The organism is Kitasatospora sp. NPDC001159, assembly GCF_053598235.1.
This window is the reverse complement of sequence record NZ_JBSFJV010000032.1, coordinates 67,873-82,297: the sequence shown is the minus strand read 5'-3', so window position 1 is coordinate 82,297 and position 14,425 is coordinate 67,873. Positions and strand designations below refer to the sequence as shown.

The window sequence follows — 14,425 nt, the reverse complement described above, 5'->3', positions numbered from 1 at the left end:
ATCGGCTCCGGCTCGATCGAAGGCGTGGACGGCGATACGCCCAGCTCGTTGGACAGACGGTTAGCGTCGAACCCGCCGCTGTTGTACTTCAGCTCACGGACGCCGGCCCAGCCGCTCGGCTCGGCCGGGGCGAGGCCGGGGAGCATCACCACCCAGCGCAAGTAGCTCGCGGTCTCGGGCAGTCGGATGTCGGGCGCGAGCTCTTCGGCCGCGAGCCGTGGCGACTGGCGGAACTCCATCCGGCCGAGCAGCATGCTCACCCCGGCACCTTCCACCACGGTGCCGAAGCCCGGCACCAGAGCGGCGAACCGCTCGGTGAGCGGGGTGCGGCCGAGGACGGAGTTGCCGGGGACGGTGACCACCTCGGCCTCGGGCAGCAGTTGGCGGCGCACCGCCGAGCCCACGCCGTCCGCGCCCACCAGCAGGTCGCCGATCGCGCTGCCGCCGTCACCGAACCGCGCCTCGACCGTGCCGTCCGCCCGCTCGGTGTAACCGACCACGGGCTTGCCGAATTCGACCCGGTCGCCGAGCCCGGCCAGCAGCAGCCGGCGCAGCACGTGCCGGTCGGTGGCCGTCCCCTCGTCCACCGCACCGAGCCTGCGGACCTCCCGGAGCTGCGGGTCGACCACCCTCCGCTCCCCCGCCATCGGCCCGGTGACGGCGGCCAGCAGCGGGTGCAACCGCTCCGGCAGGCAGGCGTGCAGAGCGGTAAGACCCGGCCCGTTCAGGGCGATCCGGAAGCCCTGGTAGCGGCTGTGCGGGTCGTCCTCCCGTTCGAGGACGCGTACGTCGACGCCGGCCCGCAGCAACCCGTGCGCCAGGCAGAGCCCGCCGATCCCGGCCCCGGCCACCAATACCCTCATGTCTGTTCCCCCTGTTCGCCAGGCGTTCAGTCTGGCGCGCCCAGCCGACCCCGCGTCAGTGATCCCGGTGACCGGAACCGCGTGACAACTGTCACGGCGAGCAGCTGACCGCCGACCCGGTGGCGCTACCTCCGGCTGTGCGAAAGTCTGATCATGTCCTACGTCATCCGCCGAATGACCAGCACGGAGCACCGGGAACTGCGTGACATCAAGCTGGAGGCACTGCTCGACTCGCCGACGGCGTTCAGCTCCTCCTACGACGACACCGTCGCCCTTGCCGAGGACGTCTGGCAGCAGCGGGCCGCCGTCGAGGCCACCAGCGAGGAGTGCGCCACCTTCGTCGCCGTCGACGGGGCGGGGGTCTGGGTCGGGATCGCGGGTGTCGAGCCGATCCCGGACGTCCCCGACCACGTCCACGTCCACTCGGTCTACGTCTCCCCGAAGTACCGCGGGCCCGCCGGCCCCGCCGCCGAGCTGATGAGGGCGTGCATCCGCCACGCCCAGGAGCACACCTCCGTGGGCCGGTTGACCCTGGGGGTGCACGAGAGCAACCGCCGGGCGCTGGCCTTCTACCGGCGGCTCGGTTTCGCCGACACCGGCAAGATCATCCCCTACCACCTCAACCCCGTCGAGCAAGTCCTCATCCTCGGCTACCCGGACTTCCGGGCCTCCGACCAGCACTAACACCGCCCCGAGGGTGATGTTCGCGCGGCATGACGGCGCCGCGCCGTCGCCCGGGCACCTTCAGCCCGGCCTCGCGATCCGGGCGGCCAGCCCGAGTGCCCCCGCCCGGATCCGCCGCTCCCCCAATTCCGGCAGCAGCGCCGCCACGTGCTCGGCCGCGAGGGCCGCGAGCAGGGCGTGGGCGTCGTGCTCGGGGTCGGCCGCGCCGGCGTCGGTGAGCAGGATCGCCGTGTGCCGGTGCCAGAAGCGGTAGGCGCCGACCCGGTAGCGGGCGCCGCGGCTGGCCGTCTCCGACATCCGCACCAGGTCCAGGTGTTCCAACAGGTAGTCCAGGTAGGCGTCGACGAAGGCCGCCAGCCGTTCGCCGGGCTCCGCCCCGGGTCCGAGCGGTGCCGGCCCGCGCAGGATCGCCTCCTGCAACTCCCGTTCACGCGCGTCCAGCAGCGCCACCCCGAGCCCGGCCTTGTCGCCGAAGCGCCGGAACAGGGTGCCCTTGCCGACCCCGGCCGCCGTCGCGACCTGGTCCATCGAGACCGCCTCCGCCCCGTGTTCGGCGAACAGCCGGGCGGCCGCTTCCAGCACAGCGGCCCGGTTCCGGGCGGCGTCCGCGCGTTCGACGGGCGGCGGGGTGCGGAGCAGCTCCAGGGATTCGGGCTGTCGCCCCGTCGAGGGGATTGCGGAACCGGACTGCGGTCCGTTATCGTCGCGAGCCATAACCGGACTATAGTCCGAATCTCTGGAAGGCAGAAACATGACCGCACTCATTTCCCGGGACGAGCTGGCCGCGGCGATCGAGACGGGCTCCGTGACCGTGATCGACGCGCTCGGCGGCGAGTACTACGCCAAGCAGCACCTGCCCGGCGCCATCGCCCTGGTCCGCGCCGACGTGGACGAGCTGGCGCCCACCCTGCTACCCGACCGCGACGCCGCGATCGTCACCTACTGCTCCAACCCGGCCTGCCCCAACAGCGGCCAGGTCGCCGACCGCCTCACCGCGCTCGGCTACACCGACGTCCGCAAGTACCGCGAGGGCATAGAGGACTGGGCCGAGGCCGGCCTGCCCCTCGAGTCCGCCTGACCCGACTCCCGCCGGACGCCCCGCCAGCGGACACCCGTCAAGCGGCCAGCAGGCGGCGCCAGCGCGGAAGTTCGGTGCCGCAGCAGGCCAGCGCGAGCAGGCTGACCAGCACCGCCGCCCAGGCCGGGAACAGCAGCCAGGCGGCGGTGACGGCGCCGGTGAGTTCGGCGAGCACCATCAGGATGGTGACCCGGCCGGGCACCGCGATGACCGTGCCCGGCTTGTCCCCCGGCGTCTGGAACACGGCCGGGACACCGATCAGCAGGACGTCCACACCGATCGCCAGCAGGATCGAGTGCGACCACAGCGCGATCGGCAGCCCGATCCAGCCGACCAGTTCCAGGCCGGCTCTCAGCGCGGTGGCGTACTTGGGCTCGGTGAACTGCTTGTCCATCGTCTTCCCCCGTCAACGAGTGCCGGGGAAGCGTAGCGCGCGAACGCACCCGTGCCCACGGGGCGGAGCGAATCGTTCCAGGACTGCTCCGCTCCGTGGGCCTCCGGCCTAAAGGCGCTGGGCCAGCGCCTCGTGCACGCGTCGCCAGGCGTCGGCCGTCGCGTCGGCGTCGTGGTCCGCCGGGCGGTCGGCCGCGAAGCCGTGCCGGGCGCCCGGGTAGGTGATCAGCTCGTGCCCGACCTTGGCCTCGGTCAGCCGCCGCTCGGCCTCCTGCCACTCCTCCTGCGGGAGGATGTGGTCCAGCTCGCCGCAGAAGCCCAGCAGGTGCACGCCATTGGCGGCGATCCGCTCGGCGGTCTCCAACGGCGGCACCGGACCGACCAGCGGGAAGCCGGAGTTGAGCAGCCAGCCCGGGTAGAACACCGCGGCCAGCTCGAACCGCAGCTCGGTGGCCGCGCGTACCGCGATGTGCCCGCCCATGCTCTGCCCGACGAAGGCCACCCCGCGCCCGTCGGCCAGGCCCCGCGCGGCGGCCAGCGCCTCGGCGGCGTCGGCGACCAGTTCGTCGCGGTCCAGGGCGCCCATCAGCACCAGGCCCGCCTCGCGCCCCTTCTCGGTGTAGCCGAGTTGGGTGCGGCGGGCATTGCGCCAGTAGAAGTCCGGTGCCACCGCCACGTACCCGAGGCCCGCCAACTCCGCGCAGACGCCCCGGAGATACGCGTTGACCCCGTACAGCTCGGAACAGACCACCACCGCGCCGCGCACCTCACCCTCCGGGCGGTGTACGTACGCCTCGATCCCGCCGGGCGTACCCAGCTCCTGCCACTGACCTGCCATCAGAACCCCCGTAGATCGGCCGGATTGTGTCGCTGCGCATCGTAGCGCCAACCGCCAGACCCGACCGACTCCGTTTCCCCGACAAGGACTTGGTATGACCACGGCAAAGGCTTCCCTCCGCCGCGTCCGCACGTCTGGACCGACCTGCGGCCGAGCTGGTGAGGTGTCGGCGCTCAAGCAACGCACTGACAAACCTCCCACCCCCTCACACTCGGGAGCAGACACATGCGCAAGCCGTTCAAGGCCGCCGCCCACACCCTCACCGCGCTGGCCCTGGCCGCTTTCGGCACCACCTCGCTGGCCACCGGAGCCTCGGCGCAACCCGCCCCGGCACCCGCCCACTCCGGGCTCAAGCCGCTCCACCCGGGCACCGCCCAGCGGCCGGCCGCGAGCACCAACAACACCCTCTCGGTCCGCTCCAACGCGAGCCAGGGAGTGGTGTCCCCCACCCCGAAGGTGTACCTGGTCTTCTGGGGCTCGCAGTGGTCCTCCGACCCGGCCGGGGTCGCGCCCGACATGCAGAACATGTTCAAGGGCCTCTACGGCAGCCAGGACACCTGGGGCCCCGTCCTCGACCAGTACTGCGAGGGCGTCGCCCGCGGCACCACCGTCTGCGGCACCAAGGGCGTCCACGTCCAGCACCCGGCCTCCTCTCCGCTGGCCGGCGTCTGGTTCGACAACTCCGCCGCCGCGCCGTCCAGCGCGACCACCACCCAGATCGCCGCCGAGGCCGGCAAGGCCGCCGCCCACTTCGGCAACACCACCCAGGCGCCCAACCTCAACGCCCAGTACGTGGTGGTCTCCCCCACCGGCACCCACCCGGACGGCTTCCCCAACTCCGGCTTCTGCGCCTGGCACGACAAGACCAGCAGTTCCTACGGCACGCTGGCCTACACCAACCTGCCGTACATCCCGGACAACGGCGCCGGCGCCTGCACCACCTTCACCGACGGCCGTCTGCTCTCCGGCATCGAGTCCACCGAGACCCACGAGTACGCCGAGACGGTCACCGACTTCTGGCCCAGCATCGGCTGGAACGGCGGCGGCGGTGAGATCGGCGACGAGTGCGAGAACCTCGACGCCTACGTCACCCTGAGCACCGGCACCTTCGACCTCCAGGGCCTGTGGTCCAACAGCGCCAACAAGTGCGTGACGCACGGCTGATCGCGTCGAACCGAAGCGCGGGTCCGAGCCGCCGGCCGAGGCTCCGCCGCTCGCCCGTACCAACCATGACCAGTGGGTCTGCCGTTCCCGGCAGTCCCACTGGTCATTTCGAGCTCTTCTGCTCCATCTTGTGGGTCGGTGCGGAGCGCCTGACACAGCACACGCCCACCAGGTCGAGGCGTTCACCGCGAACCGACGTACGCGGGCGTGGCACCGGCGGCCGTGGTGGTGCTACGCGTGGTGCAGGGCTTCGCCGCCGGCGGGGGATGGAGCGGGGCCGTCCTCTTCGGCGTCGAGTTGACCTGAGACGCCGGTCAGTGGTCCTCGGCTTGGGTGGGGGCCCAGGCCTTTCCGTCGAAGAAGTAGGCCGGTGCGCCGTGGAGACCGGCGGTGCGGAAGGGGCGGCCGTGGTCGTCGACCCGGAGCTTGCCTTGGCGGTCGCCGCTGCTCCAGACCAGGTCGAGGTACCAGCTGACGTCCTGGGAGGCGGTGGTGGCGTCGACGTTGATGACCTGGGGGTCGGTGGCGGAGACGCGGTAGGGGAAGTCGGAGGTGGTGGTCTTGACCTCCCCCTCCTGGGCGGGGACCGGGACGGCCCGGGGTGCGGGCGCGTCGAGGTCCACCGCGAACGCGGCCGGGGTGAGGTCGCCGCCGCAGCCGGAGCCGGGGGTGTAGGCGTTCCACTTGGGGGCGGGCTGGGTGCTGACGACGTGGATGTACGCGGCGTGCAGGACGACGGGCGTTGCGGTGGCGCCCTGGGCGGTCAGTTGCAGGCGCAGGTGCCCGGCGGGGGCGGCGCGCTGGGCGGCCGCCCAGCTGTCGGTGGCGGCGGAGGTGTCCGGCGGCGGGGCCACCTGGCCCGGGGAACGGGCGGAGAGGAACCACTGGCCGCAGGGGCTGCCCCAGTTGTCGGTCAGGACGTTGACGTGGAAGGGGGCGGGGTTGTCGTCGGCCGGCGCCGAGGGGGTGAGGGTGGTGGGGGTTGAGGTCGGGGTGGCGGACGGGGCGGCGCTCGCGGGGGCTGTGATGACCGCTGGGGTGGCGGTGGAAGCGGTGGCGGTGGCCGCGGGCGGCTCGGCGACGGGCTTGGCATTGCCGCGCAGAACGAACGCCGGGACGGCGGCGGCAAGGCCGACCACGGCCACGGCGCTGAGCAGCACCCTGGTCCGCCGTCGGCCGGACCCGGTCAGGGGGCTCACGGCCTGCACCTCCTCCCCCGCCTCCGGGCCGCCTTGCCCGGGCTCCACCTTCGGTTCCGCGGCCTTCGGTTCCGCGGCCTTCGGTCCGGCGGCCTTCGCTTCGGGGGCCTTCGGCGTCGCCGCGCCGGACTCCCGGCGCCGGGCCGCGTCGGCCACGATCCAGCGCCGGTGCAGCTCGACGAGTTCCTCGTCCGTCGCCCCGCACGCCCGGGCGAGCCGCTCCACCGGCGCGTACTCGGAGGGGACGGCGGCGCCGTTGCAGTAGCGGTGCAGCGTGGAGGTGCTGACGTGCAGCCGGGTGGCGAGCGCGCCGTAGCTGCGACCCGAACGCTCCTTCAGCTCCCGCAGCATCCCGGCGAACTCGTCGGTCTCCACGCCCATGCCCTGCCTCCCCCGCACCGCGGCCCGGTCCGGCTCCCCGCCGAACCCGCAGCTCACGGTACCCGGTGCCGTTCCGGGAACCCCAATCCCGGAACGGAGGGACGGCTCAGGACTGCCAGTCGGCGGCGGCCATGGAGGCGACCGCGTCCGCGACGGTGGTCATGTACAGGCCCAGCTTCGGCTTGAGGACCTTGACGCCGGGGCCGAGCGGGAAGTTGTGGGTGTCCGCGGTGGGCATGTGGTCGCCGTCGGCCAGCACGTTGAGCTGGTCGACCCCGGGCGCGGTGCCGGTGGCCGCGCCGTTCGGGTTGAGGTCGATCACCGCGTACGCCGTCTGGCCGGCCGCGACCGGGTAGGCGGGGGCACCGCCCAGACCGCTGGGGACCAGTGGCTTGACGTCCTTGCTCCGGTCCGCGGAGTGCGAGTCGCCCAGGCTGACCAGCGGGTAGTAGCTCAGGCCGCAGACGTGCGGTCCCTGGTTGCGCACCTCGATCACCCGCTGGGTGGGCGCCTCGGGGCGGGCGGCAACGCGCACCGCCAGGTTCTTGCCCTCGCAGGGGTGGGTGTAGGCGTAGCTGTCGCCGTCACCGCCGGAGGAGGTGGCAGCGCCCGCGGGCTTGGCGGTGGGCGCCGCCGGCGCGGCAGAGCCGCGCACTGGCGGGACCGCCGCACCAGTGGTCGGCGCAGCGACGGTCGGCGCAGCGACGGTCGGGGCGCCGGCGGTCGACGCGCCGTCGGGGGTACCAGGGGCGGCGGCGGCCGAGGTGGGCTTCGCGGGCTGCGGGCCACCTGCCGCGTCGCCGGGCTGGCAGGCGGTCAGGGCGAGGACGGCGCCGGCGAGGGCGGACGGAACGAACAGAGCACGACGAACGGACATGACGGATCCCCGTAACAGCGGAAGGACGGATGGGAGCGAGGCGTTCGGTGCTACCGACGACGCCTGCCGAGCAGCACTCTCGCGCGCCGTCCGTCCCGTCCACCAGCCCCGCCCGCCGATCCGAGACGCTGGAACGGTTCCACCCCACCTGACCTGCGGTTTCACCTGTGCCTGGAACGGGCCGACGGGACGTTCCAGGGCCCGGCGCCGACAGCAGCCGGAGCGGCGGCGGGGCCAGGCCCGGGGCTATGGTCGGGGCATGGGACGACCCGAAGGGGTACTGCTCGACATCGACGGCGTGCTCACGGTCAGCTGGCAGCCGATCCCGGGCGCGGTCGCCGCTCTGCGGGAGCTCCGCACCGACGGCGTGCCGTACGTGCTGCTGACCAACACCACCTCACGCACCAGGCGCTCGATCTCCGATACGCTCGCCGCGGCCGGGTTCCCGGTGAGCGTCGAGTCCGTGCTCACCGCGCCGGCCGCCACCGCCGCCCGGCTCGCGGGCACCCGGTGCCTGCTGCTGAACAGCGGCGACATCCGGGAGGACCTGGCCGCTCTGGAGCTGGTCGACGATCCGGACGACGCCGAGGTGGTGCTGATCGGCGGCGCCGGTCCCGAGTTCGACTACCGGGCGCTCAACCGGGCCTTCGCGGCGCTGCGAGCAGGGGCGAGGCTGGTGGCGATGCACCGGAACGCCTACTGGCGTACGGACGAGGGGCTGCGGCTCGACAGCGGCGCCTTCGTCACCGGCCTGGAGTACGCGGCCGGTGTCCGGGCCGAGGTGCTCGGCAAGCCCGCCGAGGCCTTCTTCGCCGGCGCGCTGGAGCAGCTGGGAGTCACGGCACCCGAGACGCTGATGGTCGGTGACGACATCGAATCCGACGTGCTCGCCGCCCAGCGGCTCGGGATCACCGGCGTCCTGGTCCGCACCGGAAAGGCCGCACCGGGCGCGCCGAGACGGGGCGACGGCGAGCCGGACCACGTGCTCGACTCCGTGGCGGCCCTGCCCGAGCTGCTCGCCCGGCTCCGCCGGTGACGGGCCCGCGGCGCCGGTCGAAACGGGTCGCCGGCCGAAACCGCCGACGGATTCGCGAGCGCCGGCGAACCCGCTGCTCAGCCGTGCGACAGGCTCAGGATCGCCTCGGCGAAGGCCTCCGGTGCCTCCTGCGGGACGTTATGGCCCACCCCGGGCAGGGTCCGCACCTCGCACGGGCCGGTGAAGCGCTCGGTGCCGGTCTGGTCCGCGGCGGGGATCACGCCGTTCTCCTCGCCGACCAGCACCATCGTTGGGGCCGCGATGGACGGCCGACCGGCCAGTGCCTCTTCCAGCTCCTGGTAGCGCGGGTCGCCGTCGACCAGGCCGTAGCGGTGGCGGTAGGAGTGGATCGCGACCTCCACGAAGTCCGGGTTGTGCAGACTGGCGGCCGAGGCGGCGAACGCCTCCCGGGCCTGCAACCAGGTCGGAGACCAGAGCCGCCAGAGCAGCCCGCACAGCTCCTCACGGTTCTGTTCCAGACCCTGGCGACCCCGCTCGGAGTGGAAGTAGTACTGATACCAATAGTTGCGCTCCGTCTCCGGTGCGGCGGGCTCCATCGCGCGGGCGATGTCCTGGACGGTGTAGCCGCCCGCCGTGACCAGGCCGTGGATCCGCTCCGGCCACAGCGCCGCCGCCGCACAGGCCGCGCGCCCGCCCCAGTCGTAGCCGGCGACCACGGCGCGCCGGATCCCCAGTGCGTCCATGAACTCCACCAGATCCTGCGCGAGCGCGGCCTGCTGGCCGCTGCGCGGGGAGTCTTCGGCCAGGAACCTGGTCGGCCCGTAGCCGCGCAGGTATGGCGTCAGCACCTCCCGGCCGGCCTCCGCGAGCAGCCGCGCCACCTCGTCGTAGGCCCGCACGTCGTAGGGGAAGCCGTGCAGCAGGATCACCGGAGCGTCGGTCTTCCGGCGGCGCTCGCCGGTCCGGTGGTAGGCGATCTCCAGAACCGGTGTCGTCACCCGGTACAGCTCGTGTAGCTCGTGGGAACTCGCAGTCATCCGGTCATGCTCGCACGTCTGATTCGGACACGACTGACCCAGGGTCAGCTACGCCGCTGATCTGCGCCGCCGGATTGCACGCGATCACCCGCCCGCAGACGGCCGGGCCGGCCAGAGTGTGCCGGACGGGCTCGCGGCGGACTGGAGCACGTTGGCCGATCGACCGCTGGCCCGCACCTCCCGCCGCTCGCTGCACCACTCGGCAGATGGCAGCACGATCAATGCCATGACCGCCGCATGGATGTTCTACCCAACACACGACATCGAATTCACGTTTCAGATGATTTCTTGCGATTTGTTCGGGTATACGCGCCAGGCAACGACCTCGGTCCTGAGAGGAGGGGCGGTCATGCCCCGAGGATCCAGCCCCAAGCGGGAGCGCCAGTACGAGCACATCAAGGAAAGCGCGCTCGACCGGGGAGAGAGCGAGAAGCGGGCCAAGGAGATCGCGGCCCGAACGGTCAACAAGTAACCCGCCCGGCACGGCGAGTCGAAGAGCAGGAGCCGCAGCTCGACCCACGACATGTCGTCGAGTCGCCGCGGCGGACAGCGCTCCCACAAGGGCGCCCAGGGCCCGGCCTACGACCAGCTGTACAACGAGGCAAGCACCGCAACATCAAGGGTCGTTCGAAGTTGAACAAGCGCCAACTGGCCCACGCGCTGGGCCGCTGAGCGCGCCCGGCCCGTTATCCCGACGAGCCCAACCGGCACTTCCGACGAAGGTGCGCCATGACCATTCCGACGCCCCCGGATCCAGACACCGAACCGATCCCCCACCCCAACCCGGCGCCGCGGCCGGGCAAGGAACCCGATCCGACGACGCCCCCGCCGCCCATTCCGCCGTTCCCCACGCCCGAGCCCCACCCGGACCCCGATCCGGCACCGCCACCCGAACCGCACCCCGGACAGCGCTGACGGACCGTCAACTCAACTGCGCGTGAAGGCTGACACCGCGATGATCGAGCGGGGATGGCACCTCCAGCCAGACCAGCTTCCCGCCGTCCTCGGGCGCGCTGCCCCAGGTGCGGGAGAGCCGGTCGACCACCCGCAGGCCGTACCCGCCCGGCCGCCCCGGGTCGACGGACGGGCGCAGCCGCGGTGCCACCGGGCCGGCGTCGACAACCTCCGCCCGCAGCCGGGTGCCGTTCCAGTTCAGCCGCAGTTCACGCGGTCCCCCGGGGGCGTGCAGGCAGGCGTTGGTGACCAGTTCCGAGACCATCAGCAGGACGTCCTCGGCGGTGGTCCTCGGGGCACTCGCCACGCGCGCTGACCTCCCCGGTCGCCTACCACCGGATCTTCGCCGGGCACTCCTCAAGCCCCAACTGGTCGACTCCGCAGCCCGGTTGGTGGCCACAGGCCTGGTGCTGCTGGCGCTGACCATCGGCTCGGCCCTGCTGCTCCTACTGCGGGTGGCGACGGGATCGGCGGTCTCCGGGTGGATCACCGGAGCCGTCATGCTCTGGTTCACGTCCTGCTGGCTGCTGCTGCCGGTCCGGCACCTGCACAACGGCAAGTGCACCCGGCCGCCGGACGACCCCGGTCCGGGCCCCCGCGCGTGATGGTCCGGGCCCGACCGTGATGGACGCTGTTGGTTAATCTGGGGCCCGCGTGACGACGGCCTGCATGACCCCATGAAGGACTGCCGACGTTTCGGCCGCGCCCGCCCGGCAAGACGCCCGCCATGACGATCAACCTGCATTCAAAGCCCCGCACCGTGGTCATCACCGGCGCCACCGCGGGAGTCGGCCGGGCCTGCGTACGGGCCTTCGCCGCCAGGGGCGACCGTCTGGTGCTGGTCGCCCGGGGCGCGGCCGGGCTGCGCGCCGCATCCGCCGAGGCGGAGGCCGCCGGCTCGCCGGTGCGCACCATCCTGGCGGACGTGGCCGACCCCGAGGCCTGCGAAGCGGCGGCCGCTCGGGCCGAGGCCGACTTCGGCCCGATCGACGTCTGGGTCAACGACGCCTTCGTCTCGGTGTTCGCGCCCTTCACCGAGATCAGCCCCACCGAGTTCCGCCGGGTCACCGAGGTCACCTACCTCGGCTACGTCAACGCCACCCGGGCCGCGCTACGCCGGATGCTTCCGCGCGACCACGGCACCATCGTCCAGGTCGGCTCGGCGATCGCCTACCGGGGAATCCCGCTGCAGAGCGCCTACAGCGGCGCCAAGCACGCCCTCCAGGGCTGGCACGAGGCGCTGCGCTGCGAGCTGCTGGCAAGCGGGTCCGGAGTGCGCGTGACCATGGTGCAACTGCCCGCGGTCAACACCCCGCAGTTCGACTGGGTGCTCAACCGGCTGCGCGGCCGGGCCCGGCCCGTCCCGCCGGTCCACCAGCCCGAGCTGGCCGCCCGAGCGGTCCGCTACGCCGCCGACCACCCCGGGCGCCGCGAGTACTGGGTGGGCGCCAGCACCGCGGCCACCCTGATCGCCAACGCGCTCGCCCCCGGTCTGCTCGACCGCTACCTCGCCCGTACCGGGATCGACGCCCAGCAGGAGGCCGGGCCGCGCAGCGCGCAGGACCAGGCCAACCTCTGGGCACCGGGCGACGCCACCCGGGACCACGGCGCCCACGGCCGCTTCGACGAGGAGGCCCACGAGCACAGCGCCCAGCTGTGGGCCTCCCAGCACCACGGTCTGCTCGCCACCGGCGGAGCCGTGCTCCTCGGCGCCGCTGCCCGCGCGCTCGCCCGCGGGCGGTGAGCGGCGGTGCACCGCAGCACGGGCACCACGCCGAGCCGCTGCCCGTCCGCCTCGTCGACCCCTGCGAACTCGCCAGATATGTCATGCATGCGACACCAACGACCAGTTGACGCCACGCCACCAATCAGACGCACGCCACCAATCAATCGACGGGCCCGGTGTGCTGCTCCTCGGCTTCCTGTGCGGCCTCAGTGGCGTGGTCATGGGGAGCCTTCCCTGCGCTCGTCCTCGTCGACGATCTCGGCGTCCACGACTTCCTGCTCCTCGCCCTGGGGGGCGCCGGCGCCTCCACTCGGCGCACCGGGGGTGGCCTGGGCGTAGATGGCCTGGCCGAGCTTCTGGCTGACCTGGGCGACCTTCTCGCTCGCCGTGCGGATCGCGGCGGTGTCCTGGCCCTTGAGCTTCTCCTTGAGCTCCGTCAGGGCGGTTTCGACCTCGCTCTTCACGTCGGCCGGGATCTTGTCCTGGTTGTCCCGGAGGAACTTCTCCGTCGTGTAGACGAGTTGCTCGCCCTGGTTGCGGGTCTCGGCGGTCTCACGCCGGCGGCGGTCCTCCTCGGCGTGCTGTTCGGCCTCGCGCATCATCCGGTCGATCTCCTCCTTGGGCAGGGAGGAACCGCCGGTGACGGTCATCTTCTGCTCCCGGCCGGTGCCGAGATCCTTCGCGCCGACGTGCATGATGCCGTTGGCGTCGATGTCGAAGGTGACCTCGATCTGTGGCAGACCGCGCGGCGCCGGCGGCAGGCCGGTCAGCTCGAACATGCCGAGCTTCTTGTTGTACGCGGCGATCTCGCGCTCGCCCTGGTAGACCTGCACGGTCACCGAGGGTTGGTTGTCCTCGGCGGTCGTGAAGACCTCCGAGCGCCTGGTGGGGATCGTGGTGTTGCGCTCGATCAGCCTGGTCATGATGCCGCCCTTGGTCTCGATGCCGAGGGACAGCGGAGTGACGTCCAGCAGCAGGATGTCCTTGACCTCGCCCTTGAGGACACCAGCCTGGAGCGAGGCGCCGACAGCCACCACCTCGTCCGGGTTGACGCCCTTGTGCGGGTCCTTGCCGGTGAGCTTCTTCACCAGGTCCGTGACGGCCGGCATCCGGGTGGATCCGCCGACCATGATCACGTGGTCGATGTCGGCAAGCTTGATCTTCGCGTCCTTCACCGCCTGGTGGAACGGCCCTTCGCAGCGATCCAGCAGGTCGGCGGTGAGCTGCTGGAACTGGGCACGGGTGAGCTTCTCGTCCAGGTGCAGCGGGCCCTCGGCTGAGGCGGTGACGTACGGCAGGTTGATCGTCGTCTCGCTGGCGGCGGACAGTTCGATCTTCGCCTTCTCGGCGGCCTCACGCAGGCGCTGGACGGCCATCTTGTCCTTGGACAGGTCTATGCCGTAGCCGTTCTTGAACTGCTTGACCAGGTGGTCGACGACGCGCTGGTCCCAGTCGTCGCCGCCCAGGTGGGTGTCGCCGTTGGTGGCCTTCACCTCCACCACGCCCTCGCCGATCTCCAGCAGGGAGACGTCGAAGGTGCCGCCGCCGAGGTCGAAGACCAGTACTGTCTGGTCGTTCTCCTTGTCCAAGCCGTACGCGAGGGCGGCGGAGGTCGGCTCGTTGATGATCCGCAGCACCTTCAGGCCCGCGATCTCGCCGGCCTCCTTGGTCGCCGTGCGCTGGGAGTCGTTGAAGTACGCGGGCACCGTGATCACGGCGTCCGTCACGTCCTCACCGAGGTAGGCCTCAGCGTCCCGCTTGAGCTTCTGCAACACTCGGGCCGAGATCTCCTGCGCGGTGTAGCGCTTGCCGTCCACCTCGCTCTTCTCCGGGAAGCGCCAGTCGCCCTCGCCCATGTGCCGCTTCACCGAGCGGGCCGTGCGGTCGACGTTGGTCACCGCCTGCCGCTTGGCCACCTCGCCGACCAGCACCTCGCCGCCCTTGCCGAAGGCCACCACCGACGGGGTGGTGCGCGCACCCTCGGTGTTCGTGATGACGGTCGGCTCGCCGCCCTCCAGCACGCAGACCACCGAGTTCGTCGTCCCCAGATCGATACCAACCGCGCGTGCCATCGCCAGACCTCCTCTCTTCCCCTACGCGCCTTACCTCAGGAGGAGAAGCGAAACGTGAGCCCCGGGCCCGGATGGCAAAGCCCATCACCCAGGGACAGCACGTCAGGAGGGCACGGGCGCCCCCAACGGCCCGGCCTCGGGCTGGCTGCCTAGCGGTCCGGC

At 72.0% G+C, this 14,425-nt stretch carries 15 protein-coding genes and 1 pseudogene; 7 read left to right on the top strand and 9 right to left on the bottom strand.

The features are described from left to right. Nucleotides 1-863: FAD-dependent oxidoreductase (locus ACWC9T_RS18830; protein WP_449822157.1), on the bottom strand; the 863-nt coding region annotated here is incomplete at its 3' end. Nucleotides 864-1,016: 153 nt separating this feature from the next. Between ACWC9T_RS18830 and ACWC9T_RS18825 the strand changes: the two genes are divergently transcribed. Next, nucleotides 1,017-1,547, top strand: a complete 531-nt coding sequence (locus ACWC9T_RS18825) for a GNAT family N-acetyltransferase (RefSeq protein ID WP_449822156.1) — start codon at nucleotides 1,017-1,019, stop codon at nucleotides 1,545-1,547. Nucleotides 1,548-1,607: 60 nt separating this feature from the next. Here ACWC9T_RS18825 and ACWC9T_RS18820 read toward each other — a convergent pair whose 3' ends face one another. Then, nucleotides 1,608-2,261: a TetR/AcrR family transcriptional regulator gene (locus ACWC9T_RS18820; RefSeq protein ID WP_449822155.1), complete on the bottom strand. Its 654-nt coding sequence runs from the start codon at nucleotides 2,259-2,261 to the stop codon at nucleotides 1,608-1,610. A gap of 37 nt (nucleotides 2,262-2,298) precedes the next feature. On the opposite strand from ACWC9T_RS18820, the gene ACWC9T_RS18815 reads away from it, so the two are divergent. Next, complete coding sequence (locus ACWC9T_RS18815) at nucleotides 2,299-2,625, top strand: rhodanese-like domain-containing protein (protein ID WP_449822154.1); 327 nt, start codon at nucleotides 2,299-2,301, stop codon at nucleotides 2,623-2,625. A gap of 37 nt (nucleotides 2,626-2,662) precedes the next feature. On the opposite strand, the gene ACWC9T_RS18810 is transcribed toward ACWC9T_RS18815, so the two are convergent. Beyond that, nucleotides 2,663-3,019 (bottom strand): hypothetical protein, encoded by a 357-nt coding sequence (locus tag ACWC9T_RS18810; protein ID WP_449822153.1) that lies wholly within the window; start codon nucleotides 3,017-3,019, stop codon nucleotides 2,663-2,665. 108 nt (nucleotides 3,020-3,127) lie between these two features. After that, nucleotides 3,128-3,856: a dienelactone hydrolase family protein gene (locus tag ACWC9T_RS18805; protein ID WP_449822152.1), complete on the bottom strand. Its 729-nt coding sequence runs from the start codon at nucleotides 3,854-3,856 to the stop codon at nucleotides 3,128-3,130. Between the two features lie 225 nt (nucleotides 3,857-4,081). On the opposite strand from ACWC9T_RS18805, the gene ACWC9T_RS18800 reads away from it, so the two are divergent. Beyond that, nucleotides 4,082-5,020 (top strand): hypothetical protein, encoded by a 939-nt coding sequence (locus ACWC9T_RS18800; RefSeq protein WP_449822151.1) that lies wholly within the window; start codon nucleotides 4,082-4,084, stop codon nucleotides 5,018-5,020. 314 nt (nucleotides 5,021-5,334) lie between these two features. Here the strand turns inward: ACWC9T_RS18800 and ACWC9T_RS18795 are convergent, their stop codons facing one another. Further along, nucleotides 5,335-6,600, bottom strand: a complete 1,266-nt coding sequence (locus ACWC9T_RS18795; RefSeq protein ID WP_449822150.1) for a helix-turn-helix domain-containing protein — start codon at nucleotides 6,598-6,600, stop codon at nucleotides 5,335-5,337. 106 nt (nucleotides 6,601-6,706) lie between these two features. Next, complete coding sequence (locus ACWC9T_RS18790) at nucleotides 6,707-7,477, bottom strand: DUF4232 domain-containing protein (RefSeq protein ID WP_449822149.1); 771 nt, start codon at nucleotides 7,475-7,477, stop codon at nucleotides 6,707-6,709. A 259-nt stretch (nucleotides 7,478-7,736) separates the two neighbouring features. On the opposite strand from ACWC9T_RS18790, the gene ACWC9T_RS18785 reads away from it, so the two are divergent. Beyond that, a complete protein-coding gene (locus ACWC9T_RS18785; protein ID WP_449822148.1) occupies nucleotides 7,737-8,513 on the top strand; it encodes an HAD-IIA family hydrolase in 777 nt (258 codons plus the stop codon). A 77-nt stretch (nucleotides 8,514-8,590) separates the two neighbouring features. Here ACWC9T_RS18785 and ACWC9T_RS18780 read toward each other — a convergent pair whose 3' ends face one another. After that, complete coding sequence (locus ACWC9T_RS18780; RefSeq protein ID WP_449822147.1) at nucleotides 8,591-9,511, bottom strand: alpha/beta fold hydrolase; 921 nt, start codon at nucleotides 9,509-9,511, stop codon at nucleotides 8,591-8,593. Between the two features lie 349 nt (nucleotides 9,512-9,860). Between ACWC9T_RS18780 and ACWC9T_RS18775 the strand changes: the two are divergent. Next, nucleotides 9,861-10,183, top strand: a pseudogene (locus ACWC9T_RS18775) (plasmid stabilization protein). A gap of 250 nt (nucleotides 10,184-10,433) precedes the next feature. Here ACWC9T_RS18775 and ACWC9T_RS18770 read toward each other — a convergent pair. After that, nucleotides 10,434-10,772 carry an ATP-binding protein gene (locus ACWC9T_RS18770; protein ID WP_449822146.1) on the bottom strand — a complete coding sequence of 113 codons (339 nt, stop codon included), beginning with the start codon at nucleotides 10,770-10,772 and terminating at the stop codon, nucleotides 10,434-10,436. An 85-nt stretch (nucleotides 10,773-10,857) separates the two neighbouring features. Here ACWC9T_RS18770 and ACWC9T_RS18765 point away from each other — a divergent pair, with 85 nt between their 5' ends. Together ACWC9T_RS18765 and ACWC9T_RS18760 are read left to right on the top strand one after the other, a co-directional pair. Further along, nucleotides 10,858-11,070 (top strand): hypothetical protein, encoded by a 213-nt coding sequence (locus ACWC9T_RS18765; protein ID WP_449822160.1) that lies wholly within the window; start codon nucleotides 10,858-10,860, stop codon nucleotides 11,068-11,070. A 122-nt stretch (nucleotides 11,071-11,192) separates the two neighbouring features. Beyond that, a complete protein-coding gene (locus ACWC9T_RS18760) occupies nucleotides 11,193-12,209 on the top strand; it encodes an SDR family oxidoreductase (RefSeq protein WP_449822145.1) in 1,017 nt (338 codons plus the stop codon). 200 nt (nucleotides 12,210-12,409) lie between these two features. On the opposite strand, the gene dnaK is transcribed toward ACWC9T_RS18760, so the two are convergent. Then, nucleotides 12,410-14,263 (bottom strand): molecular chaperone DnaK, encoded by a 1,854-nt coding sequence (dnaK, locus tag ACWC9T_RS18755; protein WP_449822144.1) that lies wholly within the window; start codon nucleotides 14,261-14,263, stop codon nucleotides 12,410-12,412. Between the last annotated feature and the right edge of the window lie 162 nt (nucleotides 14,264-14,425).